This is a genomic window from Amycolatopsis sp. cmx-11-51 (genome assembly GCF_047608665.1).
Taxonomy (GTDB): Bacteria; Actinomycetota; Actinomycetes; order Mycobacteriales; family Pseudonocardiaceae; genus Amycolatopsis.
Map to the genome: position 1 here is coordinate 1152659 of NZ_JADNQO010000001.1, position 24417 is coordinate 1177075.

Sequence of the window (24417 nt, forward strand, 5' to 3'; positions counted from 1 at the left end):
GACGTTGAGCAGCGGAAACCAAGAGCCGGGCAGACCCGCGACGGAGGCCAGGCGTGCACAGGCGTGATATCGAGTTGCTGGCCAAGCTCGCCAACGTGAACAAGAGTGCCGGCATTGCCACGCTCGAACTCAGGCACCTACAGCCCAACGACGCAGCGTATGGGCAAAGCCTTCGAGAGCTTGGTGAACGGCTCGTCGGCCTTGGCAATGACCTGACAGCCCGCGCTGACGAGCTTGCTTGCCAGGCCATCGAGCAAACCGGCAGGGACATCGAGCGAGGTGAAGACAACCCATGAGTCAAGAACCATCGAGGCACGAACCATCGACCGCGCGCACCAGGGAACTTGGCCACGAGCTTCGGCGAGTCCGCAAACGTGCCGGGTACTCCGGCACGGACATGGCGCGGAACCTGGGTTGGGGCGTCCCCAAAGTCTCCCGGCTCGAAAGCGGTCAACGCTCGGTCCTCCCGGAAGAAGTCGCGATCTACCTTGCCCGCGCACACGCCACTCCCGAGGAACTCAAGGAGCTCGTCGCGCTGGCAAGCGAAGCCCATGACCACAGGCTGCAATTCCACGATGCAGGACTGCCTGACCGGCTTCGCACCCTCGCCCTGTTGGAAGCCCGGAGCATGTCGATCACCACGTACAGCCCGGATCTCATTCCCGTTCCGCTCCAGACCGATGCCTACATACGGACCGTCCTGCAACGGTACGGCCACACCGCTGGTCCCAAGCTTGAAGCAGCTGTCGAAACCCGACTCAGTCGCCAAACAGCCATATTCACCCGGCACTCACGCCCCGCGCTCACCCTCTACATCCACGAAGACGCCCTCTACACAACGCTCGCCGACCCGACGGTCTTGTACGAGCAACTGCTTCATCTCCAGATCTCGTCGGCGCTGCCGCGCTGCCGTATCTACCTCGTACCCGCCAGCACCGAAACCTTCGACAGCCGCCATGACTTCACGATCTTCCGGCACGAAGTCGATCAACCCGTGCTCTACGTCGACGCTCTCACCGCCAGCCTCTTCCTGGAGGACGACACCGAGATCGCCTTCTACCAGGAGTTCCTGAACCACCTCGATGCCGCCGCGCTCGACCACCACCAGTCCCGGGAATGGCTGGCCAACCGAACACAGGAACTCGAACAGAACACGCTTAGCACTACCAGCAAAAGGCCCACCTGACTCCCAGGCGGTGCACTTACCCCGACAGGCGCACCGACTGGGTTCCACTCTGCTGCCACGTTCGGACAGCGGCCCCCTGTGCACAGCCCTTAGCCTGGACTGAGGTACCCAGACAGGAGTGAGATGACATCTCCAACGCCGTTCACATCGGAACGGGCACGAACCGTGCTCAACGTGGCGTGCAACCACTCTGACGTGGACTCGACGGAAGCGGTGTCGCTTCGGTTTGGTGAGAACGCCATCTACAGCCTCGCAGGCAACTCGCTGGTCGGTCGCGTCGGACGGTCGATCCCAGCGGCGATCAAAGAGGTTCAGGTTGCGACGTGGCTCAACGACCACGGGTTTCCCGCCGCAAGACTGGCGACCGGGACGGACCACCAACCTGTAGTCGAAGACGGCTTGCCTGTGACGTTTTGGGAGTTCATCCCGGAACACGGAGAGAAACCGACAGCCGCCGAATTCGGCAAGATGCTGCACGACTTGCATGCGCTGCCTGATCCCAGCTTCGATCTGCCTGAGTTCTCCCCAATGTCCAAGTTCGAGGCACGAATCAGTCACCTCGATGGGCGACTTCCCGAGTCTGACCTGGCGTTCTTACGAAGTCGGTACGAAGAAGTATCTGAAGAGTTTGAAGCACTCGAATTCGAGTTACCACCCGGACCGATCCATGGCGATGCCCATCCCGGAAATGTCATGCGGTCCACGGACGGCAACCTCTACCTGATCGATTTCGAGGACTTCGCATACGGACCGCGAGAATGGGACGCCGCTGTACTTTCCGTTCGGCATGAAGCTTTCGGGTGGGCATCGGATGCCGAGTATCGGAGCTATGCCGAAGCTTACGGTTTCGATCCGATCGACTGGCCAGGCTTCTCAGTCATCCGAGCGGCTCGTGAGTTGAACATGACAATGTGGCTTGCACAGACGATGGACGAGTCACTAGAGGTCAAAACTGAGGTCTACAAGCGACTCTCTGATCTACGCGATGACCAAGCGCCTCGAAGCTGGCGAGCTTTCTGATGGCAGGTGCTGGCTGGAGAACTCCAAAAACTCCCGCACCAACGGATCATCCGCATGGGCACCTAGCCTCAACTGGAAATCATCCAGATACGAAATCACGCGGAAGGATTTGAGACTGGCGGCAGTCTCGACGACTGCACGCGCCACACGTAACGCCTCGTCTAGGTTGCCTCCTTGCAGATGAGACGTGGCAAGCACGGTCCGACAAAAAGACAAACTACGGACGTAAGTTGATTCCGATGCTGCGATTGATGCGGCCGCGTGATGGTTGGCCAACTCAGCATTACCGATGTCGCGGAAGCAGTGCGCAAACTCGGCGTGCAGCTCGGCCGCATCGAAGTAGCGAATCCACTCCGGGTCATTCTCACGGCTACCTTGACAATGCCATCGCTCGGCCGTCAGCAAGGCCGCGGTTGTGGCCTCCTTCCTGCCCATGGAAGCGAGTGCTCTTGCCTCCATAGCGTGGAAGAGCGCCATTGTCGTTGACGTGGCGTAGCCGTTCGCGCCCTTGTAGGCAGCACGTGCCAAATCGACAGCACGCTGAAAATGGCCGAGAAAATTCGCTTGGTGTGACATGCCCGCGAGGATCCGACCACACAACGGCTTGTCCCCCGACGCTTTCGCCAGCCGGAATGCCTGAGTCAGGTACCGCTGTGCCAACCCGTGAGCACCCGTGTCGTAGGCAGTCCATCCGGCGAGCCGAGTCAGCGCGGCGACTTCACGGAAGTACTCGCGCCCGACTGGGTCATACGGCGACACGTTCGAGATGTTCGGCAAGACCTCTTGGTCCAGGAACGAGGCGACGAGGGATTTCGGCCGGCCGCCACCGTACTTGTAGTCGAAGCCGCTGAACATCGTGGTTGCTTCGCGGACTGCCTCGACGTCCACAACGGTGATAGATCGTGGCTCGGTCGGAGGTCGAGAGCGATCGTCGTCAGAGTCCGTGAGCCATCGAACGACGAGTCCGCTCCATGCCTCCGGCACGACGGAGAGCGGCCCGACACGCTTCGGCGTCCTCAGCTCAAGCTCGGTGATCGCGCCGAGCGCGACCACGCTGTGAGCGACCTCTTCGGGGTAATCAAGACCGACGTCGTCGCTATCGGTCGGCGAGATTTCCGCGTAGCCGATCTCGGTAAGTCTCACCGGCCGACCAAGCAGCTCGCCGAGCACAGCGGCGATCAACTGACACGTGCGGGGGTGCGGGGTGGTGCCGTCGAGCCAGCGCTTGACGGAGACATGATCAGAGCTGATCGGCTCCCCGCCGTCGGTTTGACTGCGCTCGCGCACCCGACGTGCGAACCCCTTGTTCGTCGCCCCCGCTTGCCGCATCACCCCTGCTAAGAGCGTGTTCGGCTGCTTCCCCTTCTCGACCACGAGTACCTCCGTGGTCATTAAAGCACCCCCCGTGCACCCCCTGGGTGCACATTTGCACCCCCGCAAACACACTGCTGCACCCCCGCCCTCGGCCGGTTTCCTAGCTACATCAGCGACGCACAGCCACAAGGGCAGAGTCGCTAGAGCGAAAGGGAACGAAGATGGTGAAGAGCAACTTCCCGGTCATGAAGAGCGGTGGCGGCATCCTGCCGAAGGTTGTCGGCCTGATCATCCTGCTGGCTATCGGCGTCATGGTCGTCAAGCACCCAACCGACTCGGCAGGGTGGGTCACTGACGCGGTGCACGGAATCGGAGCCGTGCTCGACGGCGTCGTGAACTTTCTCCGCGCGCTGTCGAGCTAGCTCGGTCCTAACCGGCGCTCAACCTCGGCGAGACGACGGCGGACGTCCGCGATGGCCTGCCAAACCCGCTCATCCGACGAGTCACTTGCTCGGTTCGCGGTCTCGCCTTCGGCTTGCTGAGTTCGGACGAAGGACCCCTTGCCGTGCCGGATGACCACAAGGCCCTCATCCCGCAGGAGAGCAACCGCGCTCTTGGCCGTGTTCGGGGCGACTCCCCAAGAGTCAGCTAGGTCCTGATAGGTCGGCAACTGAGCGCCAGGGCTGTACTCCCCCGACGCGATGGCAGCCCGCAGGCCTCCTGCCACTTGCAGGTACGGCGCACGCGGATCGTCCGGGTCTAGGGATGTCATGCCTCAAGGGTAGGCCAAGCAACTGAGTTAAGTCAGTTCCTGCAAGTCTGTTGACAGAGTTGATAGACAGGACTTACGTTGAGCCTCGTTCGCATCGAAGCCGCTCCCGACCGGGAGCACCCGCACCGACTTGGAGTTCAACACCATGGAAGAGCTCGTCTCTGCTCTCAGCTACGCCCCCGACGGCCTGTACGAATCGGACATCGACGCGATGATCGCCGAGTACTTCGTGACGACTCACGACCAGGAAATCCAGGTCGGACCGCCGTCGGTCTCGGACCGGGTAGCCACCCATCGGCACGTCCGGCGCATCAGCCGCCAGGCCGTCAGCTCGACACTCCGAGCGAGGCCGGACAGCTCGGCCGCTTAATTTCGCCCCGATCCGGCGCACGGAACCGCCAAGAACCACCCGCCGGACCGGGATCTCCCAACCACCTCAAAGCCAGTCAGGAGATACCAATGGTAGGGCTCAACCTGCCCACAGACACCGGAAGCGCCTACCCGCCTTCGGTCGCCGAACTTCTTCCCCGAGTCCGAGACAGGATCACGGAACTGGGCGAGATCCCCTCTCGAAACCGGATCATGGCCGAGTTCAAGGTAGGTGCGCCGAAGGCTCGCGCCATCCTCGACGCGATCGCCGAAGACGACGAGACAGAGCCCGCCAGGCCTCTGCACGCCGTGCCGGAACCCTCCACTGAAACCGAGTCCGAGCCGGATGGCATCGTGCCGGACCCGAATCAGGTGACCTTGCGTGAATCACGCGAGGATGACTCGAATCCACAGGTCACGGGCGCCGCAGACCCAGGCACCAGTGCGAAGGCCCGGCCCGTGAAGCTATGGCCCGTCCTCCTGCTGGCAATGCCAGCATTCGTGGCGGTGTGGAGCGGATGGGTCGGACTCGGTCGGCTTACCGGGTTCGGACCGATCCAGCTCTTGCCGGGTATCTGGGATGACTTGACGATCAACTCGGCCATCACTCTGCCGATCGGAGTCGAGGCGTACTCGGCGTTCGCCCTGCGAGTCTGGCTGTCAGGTTCGCCGCACACGGACCGAGCACGCAGGTTTGCGAAGTGGTCCGCACTGGGCTCGCTCGCTCTCGGAATGGTCGGCCAAGTCGCCTACCACCTGATGTCCGCCGCATCCGTCACGCATGCGCCCTGGCCAGTCACCACGCTCGTGTCCTGCCTGCCCGTGGTCGTGCTCGGTAGCGGTGCCGCTCTCGCGCACCTGGTCCGCGACACCACCGGCTTGGAGGTGAGGAACTGATGACCACGACTTCTGACGAAGTCCGCGGCGACGAGTCTCCGAGCGGCCGCGTGATCGCCTTCCCTGTCAGTGCGGCACCCGACACCACCGACTCCGTCCTGACAGTCGACGACGCCGAGACCGACGAATCGGCTGTACCGGCGCCGAAGGCGCACGTCGACATCCCCGCCGCCGATGGCACGTCTTGGCTGGACCGCTTGCGGTCGCAGGATCGGCAACCGGTCATTCCCAGCTACCTCAAGTCGGCGAACGACGCCAAGGACGCGGCGAAGTGGGTTGGCAAGCACTACACGCACAAAGCGGGCTATCACGTCGCACGATCGCCTCTGTACGCGCTCAAGCTGGCGGTGCGATCTCCGCGCGGACTGCTGCTGTTGCTCGCGGCGACAGGCCGCTACGTGACTGACGCGGAAGGCCGTCCGGCTCGCTCCGAAACCGCGACTGCCGACAAGGCTGATCTGTACCTGAAGCTGTCACAGCAGCGAGACCGCCGAGTCGTGCTCCGGCTCATTCAGCTTGGTCTCGTGTCGACGCTCGGCCTCGTCCTGGTCCTCGTCCTGCCGAACGTGTTGCCGGGATGGGTGATCTGGGCGTGCGGCGTGGTCGCGGTCGGTCTGCTCGGCAAGCTCGGCACCACAAAGGACAACCCCGTGGTTTCCTCCCGCGCGGTGATGTCCGGACAAGTGCAGAAGCTCACCAGCGACAACGTGATCCAGGCGCTTTCCGTACTGGGCATCGCTGGTATCAACCAGGCGCTTGCCAAGAACCCTAACGCGATCGGCTTTACGGCGCCGATCACCCGCGACGGTCCGGGTTGGCGTGCCGACGTCGACTTGCCGCCCGGCGTTACGGTCGCCGAAGTGATCGAACGTCGCGCGAAGCTCGCGTCTGGTCTCGGCCGTCCGCTCGGCTGTGTCTGGCCGGAGGGCAACGCGGAGGTTCATCCCGGACGCATGGTGCTTTGGGTCGGCGATCAGGACTTGTCCAAGTCCCGTCAGGCTGCTTGGCCGCTACGGAAGCCCGGCACCGTGGACTTGTTCAAGCCTCAGCCGTTCGGCACCGACCAGCGCGGCCGGTGGGTCGACGTCACCCTGATGTTCATCTCCATGGTCATCGGCGCCATTCCGCGCATGGGCAAGACGTTCACCCTGCGAGAGCTGCTTCTGATCGCCGCGTTGGATCCTCGCGCCGAACTGCACTCGTATGACCTCAAGGGCACGGGTGACCTTTCGCCGCTTGCACCGGTCTCACACCGGTATCGGGCTGGTGACGAGCCGGAAGACCTTGCCTACGCGGTCGCCGACCTCCGGGCGCTGAGCAATGAGCTTCGACGGCGCGCGAAAGTCATCCGGGAACTGCCGAAGGATCTGTGCCCGGAGAACAAGGTCACGCCGGAGCTCGCCAGCAAGAAGTCCCTTGGCTTGCACCCGATCGTGATCGGCGTCGACGAGTGTCAGAAGTGGTTCGAGCACCCGGACCATGGCGCGGAGATCGAGGAGATTTGTACCGACCTCGTGAAGCGTGGTCCTGCTCTCGGCATCGTCATCATTCTCGCCACCCAGCGGCCGGACGCGAAGAGCATCCCGACCGCGATCAGCGACAACGCCGTCATGAGGTTCTGTCTCAAGGTCACCGGGCAGCAGGCGAATGACATGGTGCTCGGCACGTCGTCCTACCGGAACGGCATCCGGGCGACCACGCTTTCCTTCCGGGACAAGGGGATCGGGTATCTGGCCGGTGAGGGAGACGAACCGCGCATCACGCGGGGTGTCTACATCGACGGTCCGGACGCCGAGAAGATTTCAGCGCGTGCTCGCACAGCACGTCTGGCGGCTGGACGGCTGACCGGTTACGCCGCTGGGCTGGACATGACGCCTGCTGAGGACGAGGGCACCGACACGTTGCTTGCCGATGTGCTCGCAGCGATCGACGACGCGGACAAAGCATGGTCCGAGTCCATCGTCGATCGGCTCGCCGAACTCCGGCCTGCTGTCTACGGCCCGTGGGCCGAATTGCCGACCGGCTCAGCGAAGGCGACTCAGCTTTCCACCGCGCTCAAGCCTCTGGGGATCGCCACCAAGCAGGTTTGGAGCAACGACCCGAACACGGGCAAAGGCGCGAACCGCATGGGCGTCAAGCGCGAATGGATCGCCGACGCGCTCACCGAACGTGAGCGGAGCCGCAAGAACGGCTAGCTAGCGGAGGGCTCTAGCTCTAGAGCCTGCTGCCTCTAGACCTAGAGCCCTCCCTAGACCTCCAAATCATCCCTGATCAGCGCCCTAGGACCTAGAGGCGTAGGCCGAATGCGGCCAAAAACAGCCCAGGAGACCACTGTGAACACCCCGAACAGCCTGACTCTGCTGCTCTTCCTCTTCTTCACCTTCGTCGCTCTCGGTTACGCCTGGTCGTGCGCCGTCTTCCCGTACAAGGCGTGCCGGTCATGTCGGGGCGTGGACTTTTTTCGCTCGCCGGTTTTCCGGGCGATCAGGCTTTGCCGCCGCTGCGACGGCAGCGGCCGGACTCTCCGCGCCGGACGTCGCGCCTACAACTCCTACCTCCGCGCTCGTCGCTCGTTCCGCAACGCCCAGGAACGCAACCGACGCAACGACGACCACTGACCTCCTCTGCCACTCGTTCGGAAGGTGCCCTATGAAAACCGCTCTGATCGACCCCGAGCGTCAGTTTCTCGGCTGTGTCATGCAGTGCTCCATCACTCCGATGCGACGGCTGCTCGCGGGTATGCGGGCCGACGATTTCGGCTCGCCGGTCGCGGCTCACGTGCTTCAGCTCGCGATCGAGTTGGTGGCCGCCAACCAAGCGGCTACCCCGGTCGCTCTGATGGACCACGCTCGCGAAAGGAACGACATCTACCCGCAGACGTCCCCGGCTCCCCGGTCGGGTGGCGCGAACCGCCTGCAAGCTCTTGGCCTCTGGATCGCCGACACCTACAGCGACGGACCGATCTTGCCGCCGTCGTACTACGGCTCCTGGCTGAAAGCCTTGGTGCTCAAGGACGCGTACCGTCGCGCCGTCCGGGCACACGCCGTCCGCTTGGAGCAGGCCGTAGCTCAGGAGGCGTCGACCAGTTGCCTCCGTGATCGCCTCGACGACACAGAGCACCTCGACGATCTGTGGAGGCGATACCGAGAAGCCGACGGCTCACTTCCTCGGCTGGAGGTGGCTGCCTGATGGCCGCGATTGTTGACGCCGTGTCCGCGATCGATGCCTTGATCGCCGACGAACCGGCGTCCAGCTGCCTCCAGTGTGGTCGTCCGCGTGGTGACTCGCCGTCCTCGGACTTCTGCACGGAGAACTGTCAGCGCGTCTGGCGAGCACGCAAGACAGCCGACGAGCCCGCCGAAGATGGGGGCGCCCAGCCGAATCAGGCCCTGCCCGAGACGGCGCCAATCGAGCCGCTCACGTGGCTTGGCCCGCCGCCCGTCGGGGCCTTCGTCAAGGACGGTCACGAGGTGCTCGATTCGGTCGTGACGTTCGTGTCGCGGTTCTCGGCGTTCCCGAACGAGCACACGGCGCCCATGTTGGCGTTGTGGTACGCGCATACCCACATCGCGGACAAGCTCTATGTCACGCCAAGGCTCATCCTCGATTCCGCGGAACCGGGCAGCGGCAAGACGCGTGTGCTGGAGGTTGGTCAGTACCTCGTCGCCAAGCCGGAGATGACGATCAGCATTACCCCTGCTGCCATCTTCCGGATGCTCGTCGAGGGCCCGATGACGCTGCTCTTCGACGAAATCGACGCCGTCTTCAATCCGAAGACGGGCGGTAACAACGAAGATCTCCGGGCGCTGCTCAACGCTGGATACAAGCGCACAGCGACCGTGACGCGATGCGTCGGCGACGCGAAGAGCATGAACGTCACGCGCTTTCCGGTCTACGCACCGGTCGCGCTGGCTGGGATCGCCGGAGGGATGCCCGACACCATCACCACGCGCTCGATCACGGTGCACATGAGGAAGCGCCGATTTGATGAAGTCGTCGAAGAGTTCATTGAAGAGGACGTGGAGCGGGAGTCATCTCCCGTTCGCGGTGAGCTGGAAGCTTGGATGAGCCGAGTCGGCGACGAGGTCAGCCGAGCACGCCCGGAACGGCCGGACGGTGTTCGGGATCGAGCGGCGGAAATCTGGCGGCCCCTGCTTGCTATCGCGGATGCGGCCGGTGGGCACTGGCCGGAAACCGCCCGGAAGGCATGCCGGCATTTCGTCCTGGAGAACGGACCGCAGACGGTTTCCCTTGGCGTGCGCCTGCTCGCCGATATCCGGCAGGTTTTCGGCTCTCAGAAGGTCGACCGCATGGTCACGGCCGAGCTGATTCGCGAGCTGCACGACATCGAAGACGGCCCGTGGACGGATCTCCAAGGCAAACCGCTCGATAGCCGGAGGCTGGCGAAGGAGCTTGAGCGGTACCTAGTCAGGCCGAAAGACCTCAAGGTCAACGGCAAGACGCTCAAGGGCTACCGCATCGACGGCGACGCAGGGCTTGCCGACGCGTGGAGCCGCTACCTGCCGCCGCTCGAATCGGGCGCGACCTCCGCGACTCCCGCAACCTCGCAGGTCAACGGGACGCAGCTTCCCGACTCGCCGCCGTTGTTCTCCGCGACCTCCGCAACCGGGGCGGTGTCGGAGGTCGCGGACGGTCGCGGCACCAACGCGACCTCCGCGCCTGGTCTGACCTGCCCGGTTGCCCCGGTCGCGGAGGTCGCGGCCGAAAGCACGTCCATGTCGAGCGCCAAGGGGGAGGCATAGATGAACGCAGTGCCCATGCCGGTCGCAGTGCCTGAACGGCACCTCTACCGGATCACGGAAGCGATGCGCCTGCTCTCGATGAGCCGATCGGTCATCTACGAGCAGTTGCGCGCGGGGCGTCTGCGCTCCGTCAAGCAGGGGCGCGCCCGGCTCGTTCCGGCGGTCGCCATTCAGGAATACGTCCAGTTGCTCATGAACGAAGCGGGGGTCAGCTATGGCGAAACGGCGTAGTCGCGGAGACGGCGGACTGCACTGGGACGAGGGGCGGCAACGGTGGATCGCCACAGTGACCACGGGCTACACCCCGGCAGGTAAGCGGATCACGCGGAAGGCGAGCGGCAAGACCAAGACCGAGGCACAGCAGAAGCTCAAGACGCTGGTTCGGGACCTTGACGACGGCTTGCCCTCGGAGGATCGCGCCTACAAGGTGGCTCAGGCTGTTCGGGATTTCTTGGAGTTCGGGTTGCCTCGACGGTCCGAATCGACGGTCGAGAAGCTGACGATCCTCGCGGAGGGACACGTGATCCCCGATCTGGGGGCGCGGAAGCTCGGCGAACTGAGCGCGGACGACGTAGACAAGTGGCTCGCTGCGAAGGCGAAGATTCTCTCGACGCGGACTCTTCGTGACCTGCACTCGATCCTTCGGCGCGCAGTGGCGCGAGCCCAGAAGCGGGACAAGGTGAGGCGGAACGTCGTACTGCTCTGCGAGATCCCTGAAGGTCTGGCAGGCAGGCCGTCGAAGTCGCTCACTTTCGAGCAGGCCGAAGCGCTTCTCAAGGCCGCCGAGCGGACGCAGCTACGCGCCTACATCACGTTGTCTCTGCTGATCGGCGCGCGGACCGAAGAGTTAAGACCGCTCAAGTGGACTCATGCTGACCTTGTCGGCAAGCGGGACGCGACACCACCGATTCCGCCGCACATCATGGTTTGGCGTTCGGTACGGGTGGGTGGCGACACGAAGACCAGGAAGTCACGCCGCTCGCTTGCGCTGCCTCAGCGGTGCGTCGAAGCGCTACGGGCCCAGCGTGCGAAGCAGGACTTCGCACAACGGGTTGCGGGCGATCGATGGCAGGAGAACAACTTGGTGTTCGCGTCGGACGTCGGCACGGAACTCGATGCGGCGAACGTCCGGCGCGGGTTCCGGAAGGTCTGCGCCAAAGCCGGACTCAATCCGGACGAGTGGACGCCGCGCGAGCTTCGTCACAGCTTCGCGTCCCTGCTATCCGACAGCGGGATGCCGATTGAACAGATCTCTCAACTCATGGGCCACAACGGAACGGCAGTGACGGAGTTGGTCTATCGCCATCAGCTACGGCCGATCATCCAGGAGGGCGCGAAAGCCATGGATGAGATCTTCAAAGACGATTCAGCGGCGTAGTCACCCAGATAGACACTCAGGGGCGGTTTCCCTTTGGTGGGAAACCGCCCCTGAGCAGCGTGGGCCCACCAGGACTTGAACCTGGGACCTCTTCGTTATCAGCGAAGCGCTCTAACCGCCTGAGCTATGGGCCCGAACGAAGAGAAGATTACAGGACGCCTTTCGGCGTCCTGCAACCGGGTCACTCTCGTTCGGAAAGGGTCACTTCCAGGCCTCCGGCGAGGTCGGCGGAGACGTTGTAGATGAACGCGCTGACGGTGGCGAGGGCCGAGATCAGCACGATGTTGATGGCGCCGAGGATGGCCGCGATCCCGAAGACGCGGCCCGCGCTGATCAACGGGTCTGCCGGTGCGTCGGCACCTTCCCCGCCGACAAGCGACGAGTAGGTCCCGTTGAGTTTGTCCCACACGCCCATACCGTCGAGGACGGTGTACAGGACGCCGACGGCGACGAGCCACACGAAGAACAGTGCGACGCCGAGGACGAGGGACAGTTTCAGCACCGACCACGGGTCGAAGCGTTTGATCTGCAGGCTGGCGCGACGCGGTCCACGGCCGGGGCGGCGGAGCGCCGTCGGCGTGGCACGGGTGCGGGAGGCCGACGGGATGGCGGAGGGGGCGGGTTGGTCGCCCTCTCCGCTGTCGCCGAAGAGCTTCTTCGCGGCGGTGCCGCTGACCCCGTGGTAATCGGTCACGGTTGTCGCGTCCTGCTTCGGTTCCGAGTGGGCCACGTCCTCGGTGGCGACCGAAGACACCGAGACCGTCTGCTCACTGGTGCCGTCGGCCTCCCCCGCGCTGTCGCGCTGCCAGGGCGGGCTCGACGAACCCGCCTGCGCGCCGCCTGCTTCGGGCTTCTCGGATGGTGTCACGAGGTGTCAGTCCTTACCCAGTACGTGGGGCGTCGCCTACTGCTCCGACGCCGGGGTTTCTTCTCCTTCAGTACTACCTGCAGTGGCGACGTCTGAGGGCTCGTCCGCGTTGCGTGCGACCGCGAGAAGAGTGGTTCCTTCGTCGAGATTCATCAGCCGCACTCCCTTCGTCTGCCTGCCGGCCTTGCGCACCTGTCCCGCCGAAGTCCGGATCACCCCGCCACTGGAGGTGATCGCGTAAAGCTCGTCTTCGGCGTCGACGATGACCGCGCCCACCAGCCTGCCACGTTTCCGGTCGTACTGAATGGTGAGCACACCCTTGCCGCCGCGGCCCTGGACCGGATAGTCGTCGGTGGGGGTGCGCTTGGCGTAGCCGCCGTCGGTGGCGACGAGGAGGAACCTGTCCGGCTGGACGACGTTGACGCCGAGCAGTTCGTCACCGTCGTTGAACCGCATGCCCAGCACACCGGACGTCGCGCGGCCCATCGGGCGCAGCGCCTCGTCGGTGGCGTGGAAACGGATCGACTGACCCTCCGCGGACACCAGGAGCAGGTCGTCTTCCGCGGCCACGAGCACGGCCCCGACCAGCTCGTCGCCCTCGCGGAGGTTGACCGCGATGAGGCCACCGGCGCGGTTGGAGTCGAAATCGGTGAGCTTGGTCTTCTTCACCAGGCCGCGCCGGGTCGCGAGCACCAGGTACGGCGAGACCTCGTAGTTCGGGATCTCGATGACCTGGGCGATCTTCTCGTCCGGCTGGAACGCGAGCAGGTTCGCGACGTGCTGGCCGCGCGCGTTGCGGTTGGCCTCTGGCAGGTCGTACGCCTTGGCCCGGTAGACGCGGCCCTTGTTCGTGAAGAACAGGATCCAGTCGTGTGTCGAGCAGACGAAGAAGTGCTGGACGATGTCGTCCTGTTTCAGGGTCGCGCCCTGCACGCCCTTGCCGCCGCGTTTCTGCGATCGGTACAGATCGGTTTTCGTTCGCTTGGCGTAACCCGTGCGGGTGATCGTGACGACGACGTCCTCGACGGCGATGAGATCTTCGACCGAGACCTCGCCGTCGAACGGGATGATCTTGGTGCGCCGGTCGTCGCCGTACTTGTCGACGATCTCCTGCAGTTCCTCGGCGATGATCGAACGCTGCCGCACCGGCTTCTCGAGGATGTCCTTGAGGTCGGCGATCTCGAGTTCGATCTCGGCCAGCGTGTCGACGATCCGCTGCCGCTCCAACGCCGCGAGGCGCCGAAGCTGCATGTCGAGGATCGCGGTCGCCTGGATTTCGTCGACGTCGAGCAGGCTCATCAGCGCGGGACGGGCCTCTTCGGCCGAGGGCGAGCGCCGGATCAGGGCGATGACCTCGTCGAGCATGTCCAGCGCCTTGACCAGACCGCGCAGGATGTGGGCGCGCTCTTCGGCCTTCCGCAGCCGGAAGCGGGTCCGGCGGACGATGACCTCGATCTGGTGCTTCACGTAGTGCCGGATCATCTGGTCAAGGCGCAGCGTGCGGGGCACGCCGTCGACGAGGGCCAGCATGTTGACACCGAAGTTCTGCTGCAGCTGGGTGTGTTTGTACAGGTTGTTCAACACGACCTTCGCGACCGCGTCGCGTTTGATCGTGACGACGATCCGCATACCGCTGCGGCTGTTGGACTCGTCGGCGATGTCGGAGATGCCGGTGAGCTTGCCGTCGCGGACCAGGTTCGCGATGTTCTCCACCAGGTTGTCCGGGTTGACCTGGTACGGCAGCTCGGACACGACCAGGATCGTGCGGCCCTTGGCGTCCTCTTCGACCTCGACGACCGCGCGCATGCGCACGGAGCCGCGGCCGGTGCGGTACGCGTCCTCGATCCCGGAGTTGCCGAGGATCATCGCCCTGGTCGGGAAATCCGGGCCCTTGATCCGGACCAGCAGCGCGGCGAGCAGCTCGTCGTCGGTCGCCTCGAAGTTCTCCAGCGCCCATTTGACGCCGTCGGCGACCTCGCGCAGGTTGTGCGGCGGGATGTTCGTCGCCATCCCGACCGCGATCCCGGAACCGCCGTTGACCAGCAGGTTCGGGAACCTTGCCGGCAGGACGTCGGGCTCCTGGGTGCGGCCGTCGTAGTTGTCGGAGAAGTCGACGGTGTCTTCTTCGATGTCCTGCAGCATGTGCATCGCGAGATGCGCGAGCCGGGATTCCGTGTACCGCATGGCGGCCGCGGGGTCGTTACCCGGCGAGCCGAAGTTGCCCTGCCCGTCGATCAGCGGGTACCGCAGCGCCCACGGCTGGGCGAGCCGCACCAGCGCGTCGTAGATCGCGGAGTCACCGTGCGGGTGGTAGTTGCCCATCACGTCGCCGACGACGCGGGAGCACTTGTTGTATCCGCGGTCGGGACGGAAGCCGGAGTCGAACATCGAGTACAGCACGCGGCGGTGCACCGGCTTGAGGCCGTCCCGCACATCCGGCAGTGCCCGCGACACGATGACGCTCATCGCGTAGTCGATGTAGGAGCGCTGCATCTCCTGCTGGATGTCGACCGCTTCGATCCGGTCGTGGTCCGGAGCAGGCGGCAAGGTTTCCGTCATGGGGTCCTTCTCGTGTGGAAAGTCCTAAAGGGACAAGAAGCTGGGGACGCGGTCACACGTCCAAGAAGCGCACATCCTTGGCGTTACGCGTGATGAAGGAGCGGCGTGCCTCGACGTCTTCGCCCATCAGGACGGAGAACAGGTCGTCGGCCTGCGCGGCGTCGTCCAGGGTGACCTGGCCGAGCAGCCGGTTCGCCGGGTCCATCGTGGTCTCCCACAGCTCTTCGGCGTTCATCTCGCCGAGACCCTTGTAGCGCTGGATCGCGTCGTCCTTGGGAAGGCGCTTGCCCCCCTCGACGCCGGCCTGGATGACGGCGTCGCGTTCCCGGTCGGAGTAGGCGTACTCCGGCTCGGCCCGCGGCCACTTGATCTTGTACAGCGGCGGACGCGAGAGGAACACGTGCCCGTGCTCGATCAGCGGGGTCATGAAGCGGAACAGGAACGTGAGCAGCAGCGTGGTGATGTGCTGGCCGTCAACGTCGGCGTCGGCCATCAGCACGACCTTGTGATACCGCAGCTTCTCGAGGTCGAACTCCTCGTGGATACCGGTGCCGAGCGCGGTGATCAGCGACTGGACCTCGGTGTTCTTGAGGACGCGGTCGATACGGGCCTTCTCGACGTTGATGATCTTGCCCCGGATCGGCAGGATCGCCTGGTACATCGAGTCGCGGCCTTCCTTGGCCGAACCGCCGGCCGAGTCGCCCTCGACGATGTAGAGCTCGCATTCCGAAGGGTTGGTCGACCGGCAGTCCTTGAGCTTGCCGGGCAGTCCGCCGATCTCCAGCGCGCCCTTGCGGCGGACCAGGTCGCGCGCCTTGCGGGCGGCCATCCGCGCCTGTGACGACGAGATCGACTTGTTGATGACCGTCTTCGCCTCGGCGGGGTTGCGCTCGAACCAGTCGGCCAGCCACTCGTTCGACGTCTGCTGCACGAACGTCTTGGCCTCGCTGTTGCCCAGCTTGGTCTTGGTCTGGCCCTCGAACTGCGGCTCGGCCAGTTTGATCGAGACGATCGCGGCGAGACCCTCACGCACGTCGTCACCGGTCAGGTTGGCGTCCTTCTCCTTGAGCAGCTTCTTCTCGCGCGCGTACGCGTTGACGACGCGGGTGAGCGCGGCGCGGAAGCCCTCTTCGTGCGTGCCACCCTCGTGCGTGTTGATCGTGTTGGCGAAGGTGTACACCGACGGCGTGAAGCCGTTGTTCCACTGCATGGCGACCTCGACTTCGAGGCCGGTGCCCTTGGCCTCGAAGGAGATCACGCTGTCGTGGATCGGGTCCTTGCTGCCGTTGATGTGCTTGACGAAGTCCTCGAGACCGCCCGGGTAGCAGTAGGTCTTTTCCTTGACCCTCGCCGCTTGGCCCGAGGCGTCCACTTCGGTCTCTTCGTCGGCGACGCGCTCGTCGCGCAGCGAAAGGGTCAGGCCCTTGTTGAGGAAGGCCATCTCCTGAAGACGCCGAGAAATCGTCTCGAAGTTGTACGTCGTCGTCTCGAAGATATCGTCGTCGGCCCAGAAGGTGATCGTCGTTCCGGTGCTGTCGGCCGGGCCGAGGTCCCGCAGCTCGCCGGGAAGCTGGTTCGTGTATTCCTGGCGCCAGCTGCGGCCGCCGTATTTGACCTCGGCGAGCAGTGTCTTCGAGAGCGCGTTCACCACGGAGACGCCGACGCCGTGCAGACCACCGGACACCGCGTAGGAGTCGCTGTCGAACTTACCGCCCGCGTGGAGCACGGTGAGCACGACCTCGAGAGTCGGCTTCTTCTCCTTGGGGTGCATGTCGACCGGGATACCTCGGCCGTCGTCGACGACCCGCACCCCGCCGTCGGCCAGCAGGGTAACCTCGACCTTGGTGGCATGGCCCGCCATCGCCTCGTCGACGGAGTTGTCGACCACCTCTTGGACGAGGTGGTGGAGGCCGCGTTCGCCGGTGGAACCGATGTACATACCGGGACGCTTGCGGACTGCTTCGAGGCCTTCGAGCACCGTGATCGACGACGCGTTGTACTCGCTCTTGTTCTCGGTCACAGGCGTTGATTCTCCTCGTCTACCCCGAGCGGAAGCTCGCTCGTCTCCAGTGTACTTGGCCGCGTCCGCTGACATGCGGCAAGGACACCCCTGATTTGCTCACAGGCGCGCTAATTCGTTCGAAGAAGAGTCTTGACGTTCGCGAAGCACTCTGGGCGCCTTCTCGGGACACTGGCGGCATAGTCGCGGCGAAGCGCAACTCGGATCAGCCGTACGTGTCACGCGGACCACGTCCAGGGACGCGCCGCGGCCCTTTTCGCCAGCTCGGCGCCGTCGGCCCCTGGATCCGCATCCTCTTCACCACGCCGTGCCCGACGCCTGCCGCGATCTTCGTCAGCAACTGACCCTGTAGCAGGCGCAGTTGCGTCGCCCACGCCGTCGAGCTGGCGCGCACGGTCAGCTCGCCTTCCTTCAAGGCCACCGGCTGGGCGTGTTCGGCGACCTCTTCACCCACCAGCCGCGCCCAGTGGCCGAAGACCTGACCGTTGGCCAGCCGCGTGTTCCAGCCGCGGTCGACCGCGATCCGGGAAGCGAGCCTGCCGAGCGGTTGCGGGTCGCGGGTGTCGGCACCCGGCCCTGACCAGCGACGACGTCGCGAACTCTGTCCGTTCGCGCCGGCCCCGCCTCCGGTGATACGGCCACGGCGGACGCCCGGTTCGACACCACGCGCCTTGGCTTTGGCCTTCGCGGCCTCCAAAGCGGCATGCGCGAGGTCACGGCCGGTAGTCGGCTCCTTGCCGTTGGTATCGGCTGGGCCGTTCGATACTGGGGCCTGTTCACTCTGCGTGTCGAACAGGCCTCCCTCGCTCGGGTTGCCGCCCTTACGGGGGGTGTCAAGCCGCTTTTCAGGCCCCTTCGTCACGCGGGGCGATAACGCGTTCACGGTGTTATCCACACTGTCCACAGGTTTGTCCCCAGATCGGTGGGCAACTGCTGTGGCGCCGATCACCCGGAGTGTCCGCTTCGGGATCATCCTCGGTTGATCTCACCATCGGCCACGAGGAATCGGTGCCCGGCCAGTTCGGCGGGTACGTCCTCGTCCACGGCGGCGGTCACCAGCACCTGCTCGGCGCCTGCCGCCACCTCCGCCAGCCGGGCTCGGCGACGCCGGTCCAGCTCGGCGAACACATCATCCAGGAGAAGCACCGGTTCCCCGGCCTCGCCACGCAGGAGTTCGTAGCTTCCCAAACGCAATGCGAGGGCGAACGACCAGGACTCCCCATGGCTCGCGTAACCCTTGGCCGGGGCCTCGCCGAGGATGAGGTCGAGCTCGTCCCGGTGCGGGCCGACCATGCTCACCCCCCGCTCCAGCTCCAGGTTCCGGGACCGGCCCATCGCCTCGACCAGCACTTCCTTGAGCACCGCTTCGTCGGCGCGAGGACCATCTGGGACGCCGTAGCCCTCCGGCATCGCTTCGCCCAAGCTCGATTTGTAAGCGATCTTCGCCGGGCTCGAGTCGGGCGCGACCCCCATGTACGCGGCGGCCGCGTACGGCGCGAGGTCCGCGATGAGGTTGAGCCGGGCCGCCAGCAACGCCGCCCCCGCCACCGAAAGGTGGTCGTCCCAGACATCGAGCGTCGACAACGCGTACGGGTCTTCGCGACCCGTACGCCGCTTACCCGCTGTTTTGAGCAGGGCGTTCCGCTGCTTCAGCACCTTCTCGTAGTCGGCGCGGACCCCGGCGTACCGAGGCGCGCGAAGCACGAGGAGTTCGTCCATGAAGCGGCGACGCTCCCCGGGATCCCCGCGCACGAGCGCCAGGTCCTCCGGGGAGAACAGCACCGTACGCAGGATCCCGAGTACGTCACGTGGCTTGCCGACCGCGCCGCGGTTGATCCGCGCGCGGTTCGCCTTGCCGGGGGTGATCTCCAGCTCGACCGTCAGTTCGCGGTCGTCGTTGACCACCGCGACCCTGATCAGCGCGCGTTCGCACCCGTGCCGCACCAACGGCACGTCGGTCGCGACGCGGTGCGAGCCCAGGGTCGCGATGTAGCCGATCGCCTCGAGGAGGTTCGTCTTGCCGCGGCCGTTCTGTCCGACGAGGACGGTCGGGCCGGGTTCGAGCTCGAGATCGGCTTGTGGCCAGGACCGGAAGTCGGTGACCTGGAGATGTCTGAGGTACAACCCGCCTAGCCGCCGACCTTCTTCACGGAATGCCCGCCGAACTGGTTGCGCAGCGCGGCGACGGCCCGCATGGCGGCCGAGTCCTCCTGGCGCGAGGCGAATCGCGCGAACAGCGCGGCCGAGATGACCGGCGCCGGGACCGCGTTGTTGATCGCCTCTTCGAGGGTCCACCGGCCTTCACCGGAGTCCTCGACGTAACCCTCGAGGTCGTCCAGCTCCGGGTCCTCGTCGAGCGCGCGGACGAGCAGGTCGAGCAGCCACGAGCGGACGACGGTCCCCCGCTGCCAGCCCTTGATCACCGCGGGCACGTTCTCGACGACCTTCGCGGCTTCGAGCAGCTCGAAGCCTTCGGCGAAGGCCTGCATCATGCCGTACTCGATGCCGTTGTGAATCATCTTCGCGTAGTGACCGGAGCCGACGGCGCCTGCGTGCGAGAAGCCTTCTTCGCGCGGGCCCTCGGGACGAAGCGCGTCGAAGATCGGCATGGCCTTCTCGACGTCCGAAGCCGCTCCGCCGACCATCAGGCCGTAACCGTTGTCCTTGCCCCACACGCCACCGGAAACCCCGCAGTCGAGGTAGCCGATGTTCTTCGCCGCGAGCAGGTCACCGTTGATCTTGTCGTCGGTGTACTTCGAGTTGCCACCGTCGATCACGAGATCGCCCTCGGACAGCAGATTGCCGAGCTCCGCGACGGTCTGCCGAGTGGGTTCCCCGGCGGGCACCATGATCCAGACGATCCGCGGACCGTCCAGTTTGGACACCATGTCCTCGAGCGACGTGGAGTCGGTGACGTCCGGGTTGCGGTCGTAACCGACCACCTCGTGACCGGCGCCGCGCAGCCGCTCACGCATGTTGAACCCCATCTTACCGAGGCCGATGAGTCCCAGCTGAGCCATGAAGATCCCCTTTGGTGCGAACAGAAACGGCGACCGGTCAGCCCGGGAGGCGAACCGGCATCAGGAGGTACAGGTAGCCGGGGACGACGTTGCCCTCTTCGTCGGCGGGCTTGATCAGCGCCGGCCGGTTCGGCGTGGTGAACGTCAGCTCGGCACGGTTCGCGTTCAGCGCGCCGAGACCGTCGACGAGGTAACCCGGGTTGAACGCGATGGTCACCGGCTCACCCTCGTAATCGACCTGAAGCTCCTCTTCTGCCGAACCCTCGTCGTCGCCACCGGCGGACAGGCGCAGCGACCCGTCCTTGAACTCCAGACGAACCTGGGTGCCACGTTCGGCGACCAGCGAAACACGCTTGATCGACTCGGCGAGCGCGGAGACGTCGATGACCGCGCGCGACGTGTGCTGCGCGGGCAGCAGCTGCCGGTACGGCGGGAACTCCGCGTCGAGCAGCCGGGTCGTCGTGTAGCGACCGGAGCCGGAGAGGCCGAGGAGGCCCTCCCCGCTGGCGAGCGCGAGACGGATCTTCGCGCCGCTGGCACCGAGCGTCTTCGCGGCCTCGGCGAGCGTGCGCGCCGGGACGAGCACGGCGGCGTCGGACAGGCCCTCGGCCGGCTCCCAGGTGAATTCGCGCATCGCGAGCCGGAAGCGGTCGGTGGCGACCAAGGTCAGCGAGGATCCGGAGATCTCCACCCGCATCCCGGTCAGCATGGGGAGCGTGTCGTCCTTGCCCGCGGCGACGACGACCTGGGTGACGGCCTGGCCGAAGGCGTCGCCGGTGAGTTCACCGGCGAAGGCGGGCTGGGACGGGAGCTGCGGGTAGTCCTCGACCGGCATCGTCGGCAGGGAGAAACGCGCGGAGCCGCAGGTGATGGTCGCGCGGGCGCCGTCGACGGAGATTTCGACCGGCTGCGCGGGCAGCGATTTAGTGATGTCGGCGAGGAGGCGGCCGGAGACCAGGAGGCGGCCGCCGTCGGCGATCGTGGCCGGGACGCCGACCGTGGCGGAGACCTCGTAGTCGAATCCGGAGACGGTGAGTGCGTCAGTCGTCCCGTCGGAGCCCGCATCGAGCAGGACACCGCCCAGAACCGGGACCGGAGGCCGCGACGGGAGGCTTCTCGCCACCCACGCGACGGCGTCGGCCAGCCCGTCACGCTCGACGCGGATCTTCATGCGCGCTTCCTTTCGACAACCGAGCCCCTGACGGCTCGAAAGCTCAACGGTTCACCGCGGCCGGAGAGCGCGATGGCCAGGTGCCTCGCAGGTTCGTTCGGTCCGAGCGAGGACGCGAACGCACGTCGACACGCAGACCAGGTGCAGGGACCCACGTTAGGCCGTCCCCGGGGTCCGCGTCACCTCGGCCTCCCCTTGCTTTTGTCGACAAGACGACACGACTCACCGGCTGTCCCCAGATTCGTCCTTCGCCTGTTTTTGTTTTATTCCCTTCTTAAGAAGAACTAAGAACAGCAGTAGTAATAGGCGTTGTGGATTGTGTGGACAAGCCTCGTTCGCGCAGGTCCCGGCGGGTCCGAGGCTGTGGACTGAGGGTGTGTACGGACGGTGGACAGCTCGGGCCGTCGGTGGATGGATTCGGGCGACGCTCGATCTGTCCACAGTTGGCCTCAGTTGTCCCCATGGTTATCCCCAGATGTGCGGCGGTTTGTACCCAGGAGCTGTGGGTCCGGCTCGTGACCGGAATCGCTCGGGAGAGTGATCCGGGCGGCCCGCGTCACCCTTGTGTACAGAATGTGGGCAACCTGGGGACAGCGTGTGGATCACGGTGTGGAAATGCTGTGGATTTCCTGTGAGTGCGATGTGGACGGAAAACCGATCATCACTGGTCGCGGCCCCGCTGGAGTTGTGCACAAAGTACCCACAGCCTGTGGATTCTTGTTGTGCACAAAGGGAAAACCGAAGGTCACGTACGCGCGCTTCGCGTCCTTCGCGCACCTACGCCATGTTCTTCAGGCACCCACTCTTCGAGGCTCTACACGCGCTTCAGACCTATGTAGACAGCAACGCGGCACGACGAAGGGCTCCCACCTGGACAGAGTGAGAGCCCTAAAGCTGTTGTGTACCAAGGAATTTTACTGTCTGGTGACCACTACGGGTCTCCCCAAGGGCGCCCCGCGCCCGACGGAGACTTCACCGTCGAGCGCCCTCTTTCGGGCCGAAGGCCCACGTAAACGTGATGAAGGGGCGCCCTCCACTCCCAACCTGAGTTGTAAGCGGCCCGGCGCCCCTTCGGCACGTTTACGTCAGCGCTCGACAGATATCACTGCCTGGCGCGCTGCTTGATGCGCGAGGTCAGCTCCTGCACCTGGTCGTAGATGCGCCGCCGTTCGGCCATCTCTTTGCGGATTTTCTTGTCCGCGTGCATGACCGTCGTGTGGTCGCGGCCGCCGAAGGTCTGTCCGATCTTCGGCAGCGACATGTCCGTCAGTTCGCGGCAGAGGTACATCGCGATTTGGCGCGCGGTCGCGAGGGCCTTCGTTTTCCCCGGACCGCAGAGGTCGTCGAGAGTCACGTCGAAGAACTCCGACGTGACTCCCATGATGGTCGGCGCGGTGATCTCCGGCGCGTGCGAATCCGGGATGAGGTCGCGGAGCACGATCTCGGCGAGAGCGACGTCGACCGGTTGCTGGTTCAGTGACGCGAAGGCGGTGACGCGGATGAGCGCGCCTTCGAGCTCCCGGATGTTCGCCTCGACGCGCGAAGCGATGAACTCCAGCACCTCGTTGGGGACCGCGAGCCTGTCCTGCGCGGCCTTCTTGCGAAGGATCGCGATCCGGGTTTCGAGCTCGGGCGGCTGGATGTCGGTGATGAGGCCCCACTCGAACCGCGTGCGCAGCCGGTCTTCCAGCGTTTCGAGGCGCTTCGGCGGGCGGTCGGAGGAGACGACGATCTGCTTGTTCGTGTTGTGGAGGGTGTTGAAGGTGTGGAAGAACTCTTCCTGCGTACCTTCTTTGCCTTCCAGGAACTGGATGTCGTCGACGAGCAGGATGTCGACGTCGCGGTAGCGGCGCTGGAACGCGACCTTGCGGTCGTCTCGCAGCGAGTTGATGAAGTCGTTGGTGAACTCTTCGGTCGACACATACCGCACGCGCATGCCGGGGAAGAGCCGCTGGGCGTAGTGCCCGACGGCGTGCAGCAAGTGGGTCTTCCCGAGTCCGGACTCTCCCCAGATGAACAACGGGTTGTACGCGCGCGCCGGTGCTTCGGCGACGGCGACCGCGGCCGCGTGCGCGAAGCGGTTCGAGGCACCGATGACGAAGGTGTCGAACGTGTACTTCTCGTTGAGCTTCGTCTTCGACGTCTGCGGCTGCGCTGGCGCGGTATAGGGCTGGCCCGCGATCGGCTGGCCGGAGAACGTCGGCCAGATCTCGGTCACGGCGGCGAGGGCTTCGCCCTCTTCGTCGACTTCTTCGTCGCTGTCGTCGCCATCGTTCAGGCTGTTGTCCACCGGCTGCCTCGGCTGCCTCGGCGGCCTCGGTTTGGGAGGCTCGGGCCGGGGCCTGTTCGGGGACAGCATGCCGTCACCGTCGGGCAGCGGAGGAGTGCCGGGCATCGGGCCGGAGCCGTTTTCCACCCGGCCGGGTGACGCCTCATAGCGGGGCCCCGGCGAAGCAGGAGGCATCTCGGTGCTGTCGACCTTCACCGCGAGGGAGACCGCGCGGCCGAGCCGACGCGAAAGGGCTTCGGTGATCGCGCCGCGAAGGGCGCGCTCGATCGCTTCCTTGGCGAAGTCGCTGGGAGCGGCGAGCAGCGCGGTGCCGTCGAGCAGGCCGATCGGCCGGGTCACCCGCATCCAGGCGCGTTGCTGCGGGGAGAGGGTGCCATCGGACAGTTCGCGCACGACCTGTTCCCAGATGACGCCAAGATTGTGCTGGTGATCGGACACCTGCCTGACTCCCCTCCCCTCATCGGTGCGTGCGAACACCGCGCTCCGAAACATCGGGTCGGGCGCCATCATGGCCCGATCAGCTCATGCGCACAGCAAATATCCACATAGTTGTCCACAGCTGTGCACTAATGTACGGCGGCCCGCGGCGACGTCACCTGCGGGATCGCCGTAGGCCGGCGGGACGCCTCCACAACCCGAGGACGCCCGGGCGTCTGCACCGTTCCACCTCGGCGAAAACCCGGGAGAGGCACGCTAACAAGCCCCGCCCGATGCCACAAGGCATCCTCGCGCGCAAGCATTTCACGGTGTACGACGCGTTGCCATTCGATGCCGTCGCGTCTCGGTGATC

At 65.1% G+C, this 24417-nt stretch carries 22 protein-coding genes and 1 tRNA gene; 12 read left to right on the plus strand and 11 right to left on the minus strand.

Going from position 1 to position 24417, the window contains the following annotated elements; translation table 11 throughout:
* Positions 1-53: 53 nt before the first annotated feature.
* The 3 genes from ACM6LU_RS05835 (at position 54) to ACM6LU_RS05845 (ending at position 2206) form a co-directional block, all read left to right on the plus strand.
* On the plus strand, positions 54-296 hold the full coding sequence (locus ACM6LU_RS05835; protein ID WP_414936502.1) for a hypothetical protein: 243 nt from the start codon (positions 54-56) through the stop codon (positions 294-296).
* Positions 293-1186: a helix-turn-helix domain-containing protein gene (locus tag ACM6LU_RS05840; RefSeq protein WP_414936503.1), complete on the plus strand. Its 894-nt coding sequence runs from the start codon at positions 293-295 to the stop codon at positions 1184-1186. The genes ACM6LU_RS05835 and ACM6LU_RS05840 overlap by 4 nt, the downstream gene beginning before the upstream one ends.
* A 195-nt stretch (positions 1187-1381) precedes the next feature.
* Positions 1382-2206 carry a phosphotransferase enzyme family protein gene (locus tag ACM6LU_RS05845; protein WP_414936504.1) on the plus strand — a complete coding sequence of 275 codons (825 nt, stop codon included), beginning with the start codon at positions 1382-1384 and terminating at the stop codon, positions 2204-2206.
* Here ACM6LU_RS05845 and ACM6LU_RS05850 read toward each other — a convergent pair.
* Positions 2165-3598, minus strand: a complete 1434-nt coding sequence (locus ACM6LU_RS05850) for a hypothetical protein (protein ID WP_414936505.1) — start codon at positions 3596-3598, stop codon at positions 2165-2167. The two genes, ACM6LU_RS05845 and ACM6LU_RS05850, sit on opposite strands and share 42 nt — an antisense overlap.
* Before the next feature lie 143 nt (positions 3599-3741).
* Here ACM6LU_RS05850 and ACM6LU_RS05855 point away from each other — a divergent pair, with 143 nt between their 5' ends.
* Positions 3742-3942, plus strand: coding sequence for a hypothetical protein (locus ACM6LU_RS05855; protein ID WP_414936506.1), 201 nt, complete (start codon positions 3742-3744; stop codon positions 3940-3942).
* On the opposite strand, the gene ACM6LU_RS05860 is transcribed toward ACM6LU_RS05855, so the two are convergent.
* On the minus strand, positions 3939-4292 hold the full coding sequence (locus ACM6LU_RS05860; protein WP_414936507.1) for a GntR family transcriptional regulator: 354 nt from the start codon (positions 4290-4292) through the stop codon (positions 3939-3941). The genes ACM6LU_RS05855 and ACM6LU_RS05860 overlap by 4 nt on opposite strands.
* 145 nt (positions 4293-4437) lie before the next feature.
* On the opposite strand from ACM6LU_RS05860, the gene ACM6LU_RS05865 reads away from it, so the two are divergent.
* From ACM6LU_RS05865 to xerC, 8 genes are all read left to right on the plus strand, one after another.
* The gene (locus ACM6LU_RS05865) at positions 4438-4662 is read left to right on the plus strand and encodes a hypothetical protein (protein ID WP_414936508.1); all 225 of its coding nucleotides are present in this window, start codon (positions 4438-4440) and stop codon (positions 4660-4662) included.
* 212 nt (positions 4663-4874) lie between these two features.
* Complete coding sequence (locus tag ACM6LU_RS05870) at positions 4875-5558, plus strand: ABC transporter permease (RefSeq protein WP_414936509.1); 684 nt, start codon at positions 4875-4877, stop codon at positions 5556-5558.
* A complete protein-coding gene (locus tag ACM6LU_RS05875; protein WP_414936510.1) occupies positions 5558-7753 on the plus strand; it encodes a cell division protein FtsK in 2196 nt (731 codons plus the stop codon). The genes ACM6LU_RS05870 and ACM6LU_RS05875 overlap by 1 nt, the downstream gene beginning before the upstream one ends.
* A 138-nt stretch (positions 7754-7891) precedes the next feature.
* Positions 7892-8176 carry a hypothetical protein gene (locus ACM6LU_RS05880; RefSeq protein WP_414936511.1) on the plus strand — a complete coding sequence of 95 codons (285 nt, stop codon included), beginning with the start codon at positions 7892-7894 and terminating at the stop codon, positions 8174-8176.
* 31 nt (positions 8177-8207) lie between these two features.
* A complete protein-coding gene (locus ACM6LU_RS05885) occupies positions 8208-8747 on the plus strand; it encodes a hypothetical protein (RefSeq protein ID WP_414936512.1) in 540 nt (179 codons plus the stop codon).
* Positions 8747-10321: a DUF3631 domain-containing protein gene (locus tag ACM6LU_RS05890; RefSeq protein ID WP_414936513.1), complete on the plus strand. Its 1575-nt coding sequence runs from the start codon at positions 8747-8749 to the stop codon at positions 10319-10321. The genes ACM6LU_RS05885 and ACM6LU_RS05890 overlap by 1 nt, the downstream gene beginning before the upstream one ends.
* The gene (locus tag ACM6LU_RS05895) at positions 10322-10552 is read left to right on the plus strand and encodes a helix-turn-helix domain-containing protein (protein ID WP_350574242.1); all 231 of its coding nucleotides are present in this window, start codon (positions 10322-10324) and stop codon (positions 10550-10552) included.
* Positions 10536-11699, plus strand: a complete 1164-nt coding sequence (gene xerC / locus ACM6LU_RS05900) for a site-specific integrase (RefSeq protein WP_414936514.1) — start codon at positions 10536-10538, stop codon at positions 11697-11699. The genes ACM6LU_RS05895 and xerC overlap by 17 nt, the downstream gene beginning before the upstream one ends.
* Positions 11700-11759: 60 nt before the next feature.
* Here the strand turns inward: xerC and ACM6LU_RS05905 are convergent.
* From ACM6LU_RS05905 to dnaA, 9 genes are all read right to left on the minus strand, one after another.
* Positions 11760-11833: transfer RNA gene (locus tag ACM6LU_RS05905), tRNA-Ile, on the minus strand.
* Between the two features lie 47 nt (positions 11834-11880).
* A complete protein-coding gene (locus ACM6LU_RS05910; RefSeq protein WP_414936515.1) occupies positions 11881-12567 on the minus strand; it encodes a DUF3566 domain-containing protein in 687 nt (228 codons plus the stop codon).
* A gap of 36 nt (positions 12568-12603) precedes the next feature.
* Entirely contained in the window at positions 12604-15126 is a 2523-nt protein-coding gene (gene gyrA / locus ACM6LU_RS05915) for a DNA gyrase subunit A (protein WP_414936516.1), read from the minus strand.
* Between the two features lie 52 nt (positions 15127-15178).
* Complete coding sequence (gene gyrB, locus ACM6LU_RS05920; RefSeq protein ID WP_414936517.1) at positions 15179-17146, minus strand: DNA topoisomerase (ATP-hydrolyzing) subunit B; 1968 nt, start codon at positions 17144-17146, stop codon at positions 15179-15181.
* Between the two features lie 205 nt (positions 17147-17351).
* Complete coding sequence (locus ACM6LU_RS05925) at positions 17352-17843, minus strand: DciA family protein (RefSeq protein ID WP_414937100.1); 492 nt, start codon at positions 17841-17843, stop codon at positions 17352-17354.
* A gap of 272 nt (positions 17844-18115) precedes the next feature.
* Positions 18116-19270 carry a DNA replication/repair protein RecF gene (gene recF / locus ACM6LU_RS05930; protein ID WP_414936518.1) on the minus strand — a complete coding sequence of 385 codons (1155 nt, stop codon included), beginning with the start codon at positions 19268-19270 and terminating at the stop codon, positions 18116-18118.
* 5 nt (positions 19271-19275) lie between these two features.
* Positions 19276-20166 (minus strand): phosphogluconate dehydrogenase (NAD(+)-dependent, decarboxylating), encoded by an 891-nt coding sequence (gene gnd, locus ACM6LU_RS05935; protein ID WP_414936519.1) that lies wholly within the window; start codon positions 20164-20166, stop codon positions 19276-19278.
* Between the two features lie 37 nt (positions 20167-20203).
* The gene (gene dnaN / locus ACM6LU_RS05940) at positions 20204-21337 is read right to left on the minus strand and encodes a DNA polymerase III subunit beta (protein ID WP_414936520.1); all 1134 of its coding nucleotides are present in this window, start codon (positions 21335-21337) and stop codon (positions 20204-20206) included.
* 1102 nt (positions 21338-22439) lie between these two features.
* Entirely contained in the window at positions 22440-24065 is a 1626-nt protein-coding gene (gene dnaA, locus ACM6LU_RS05945) for a chromosomal replication initiator protein DnaA (protein ID WP_414936521.1), read from the minus strand.
* Positions 24066-24417 lie beyond the last annotated feature (352 nt).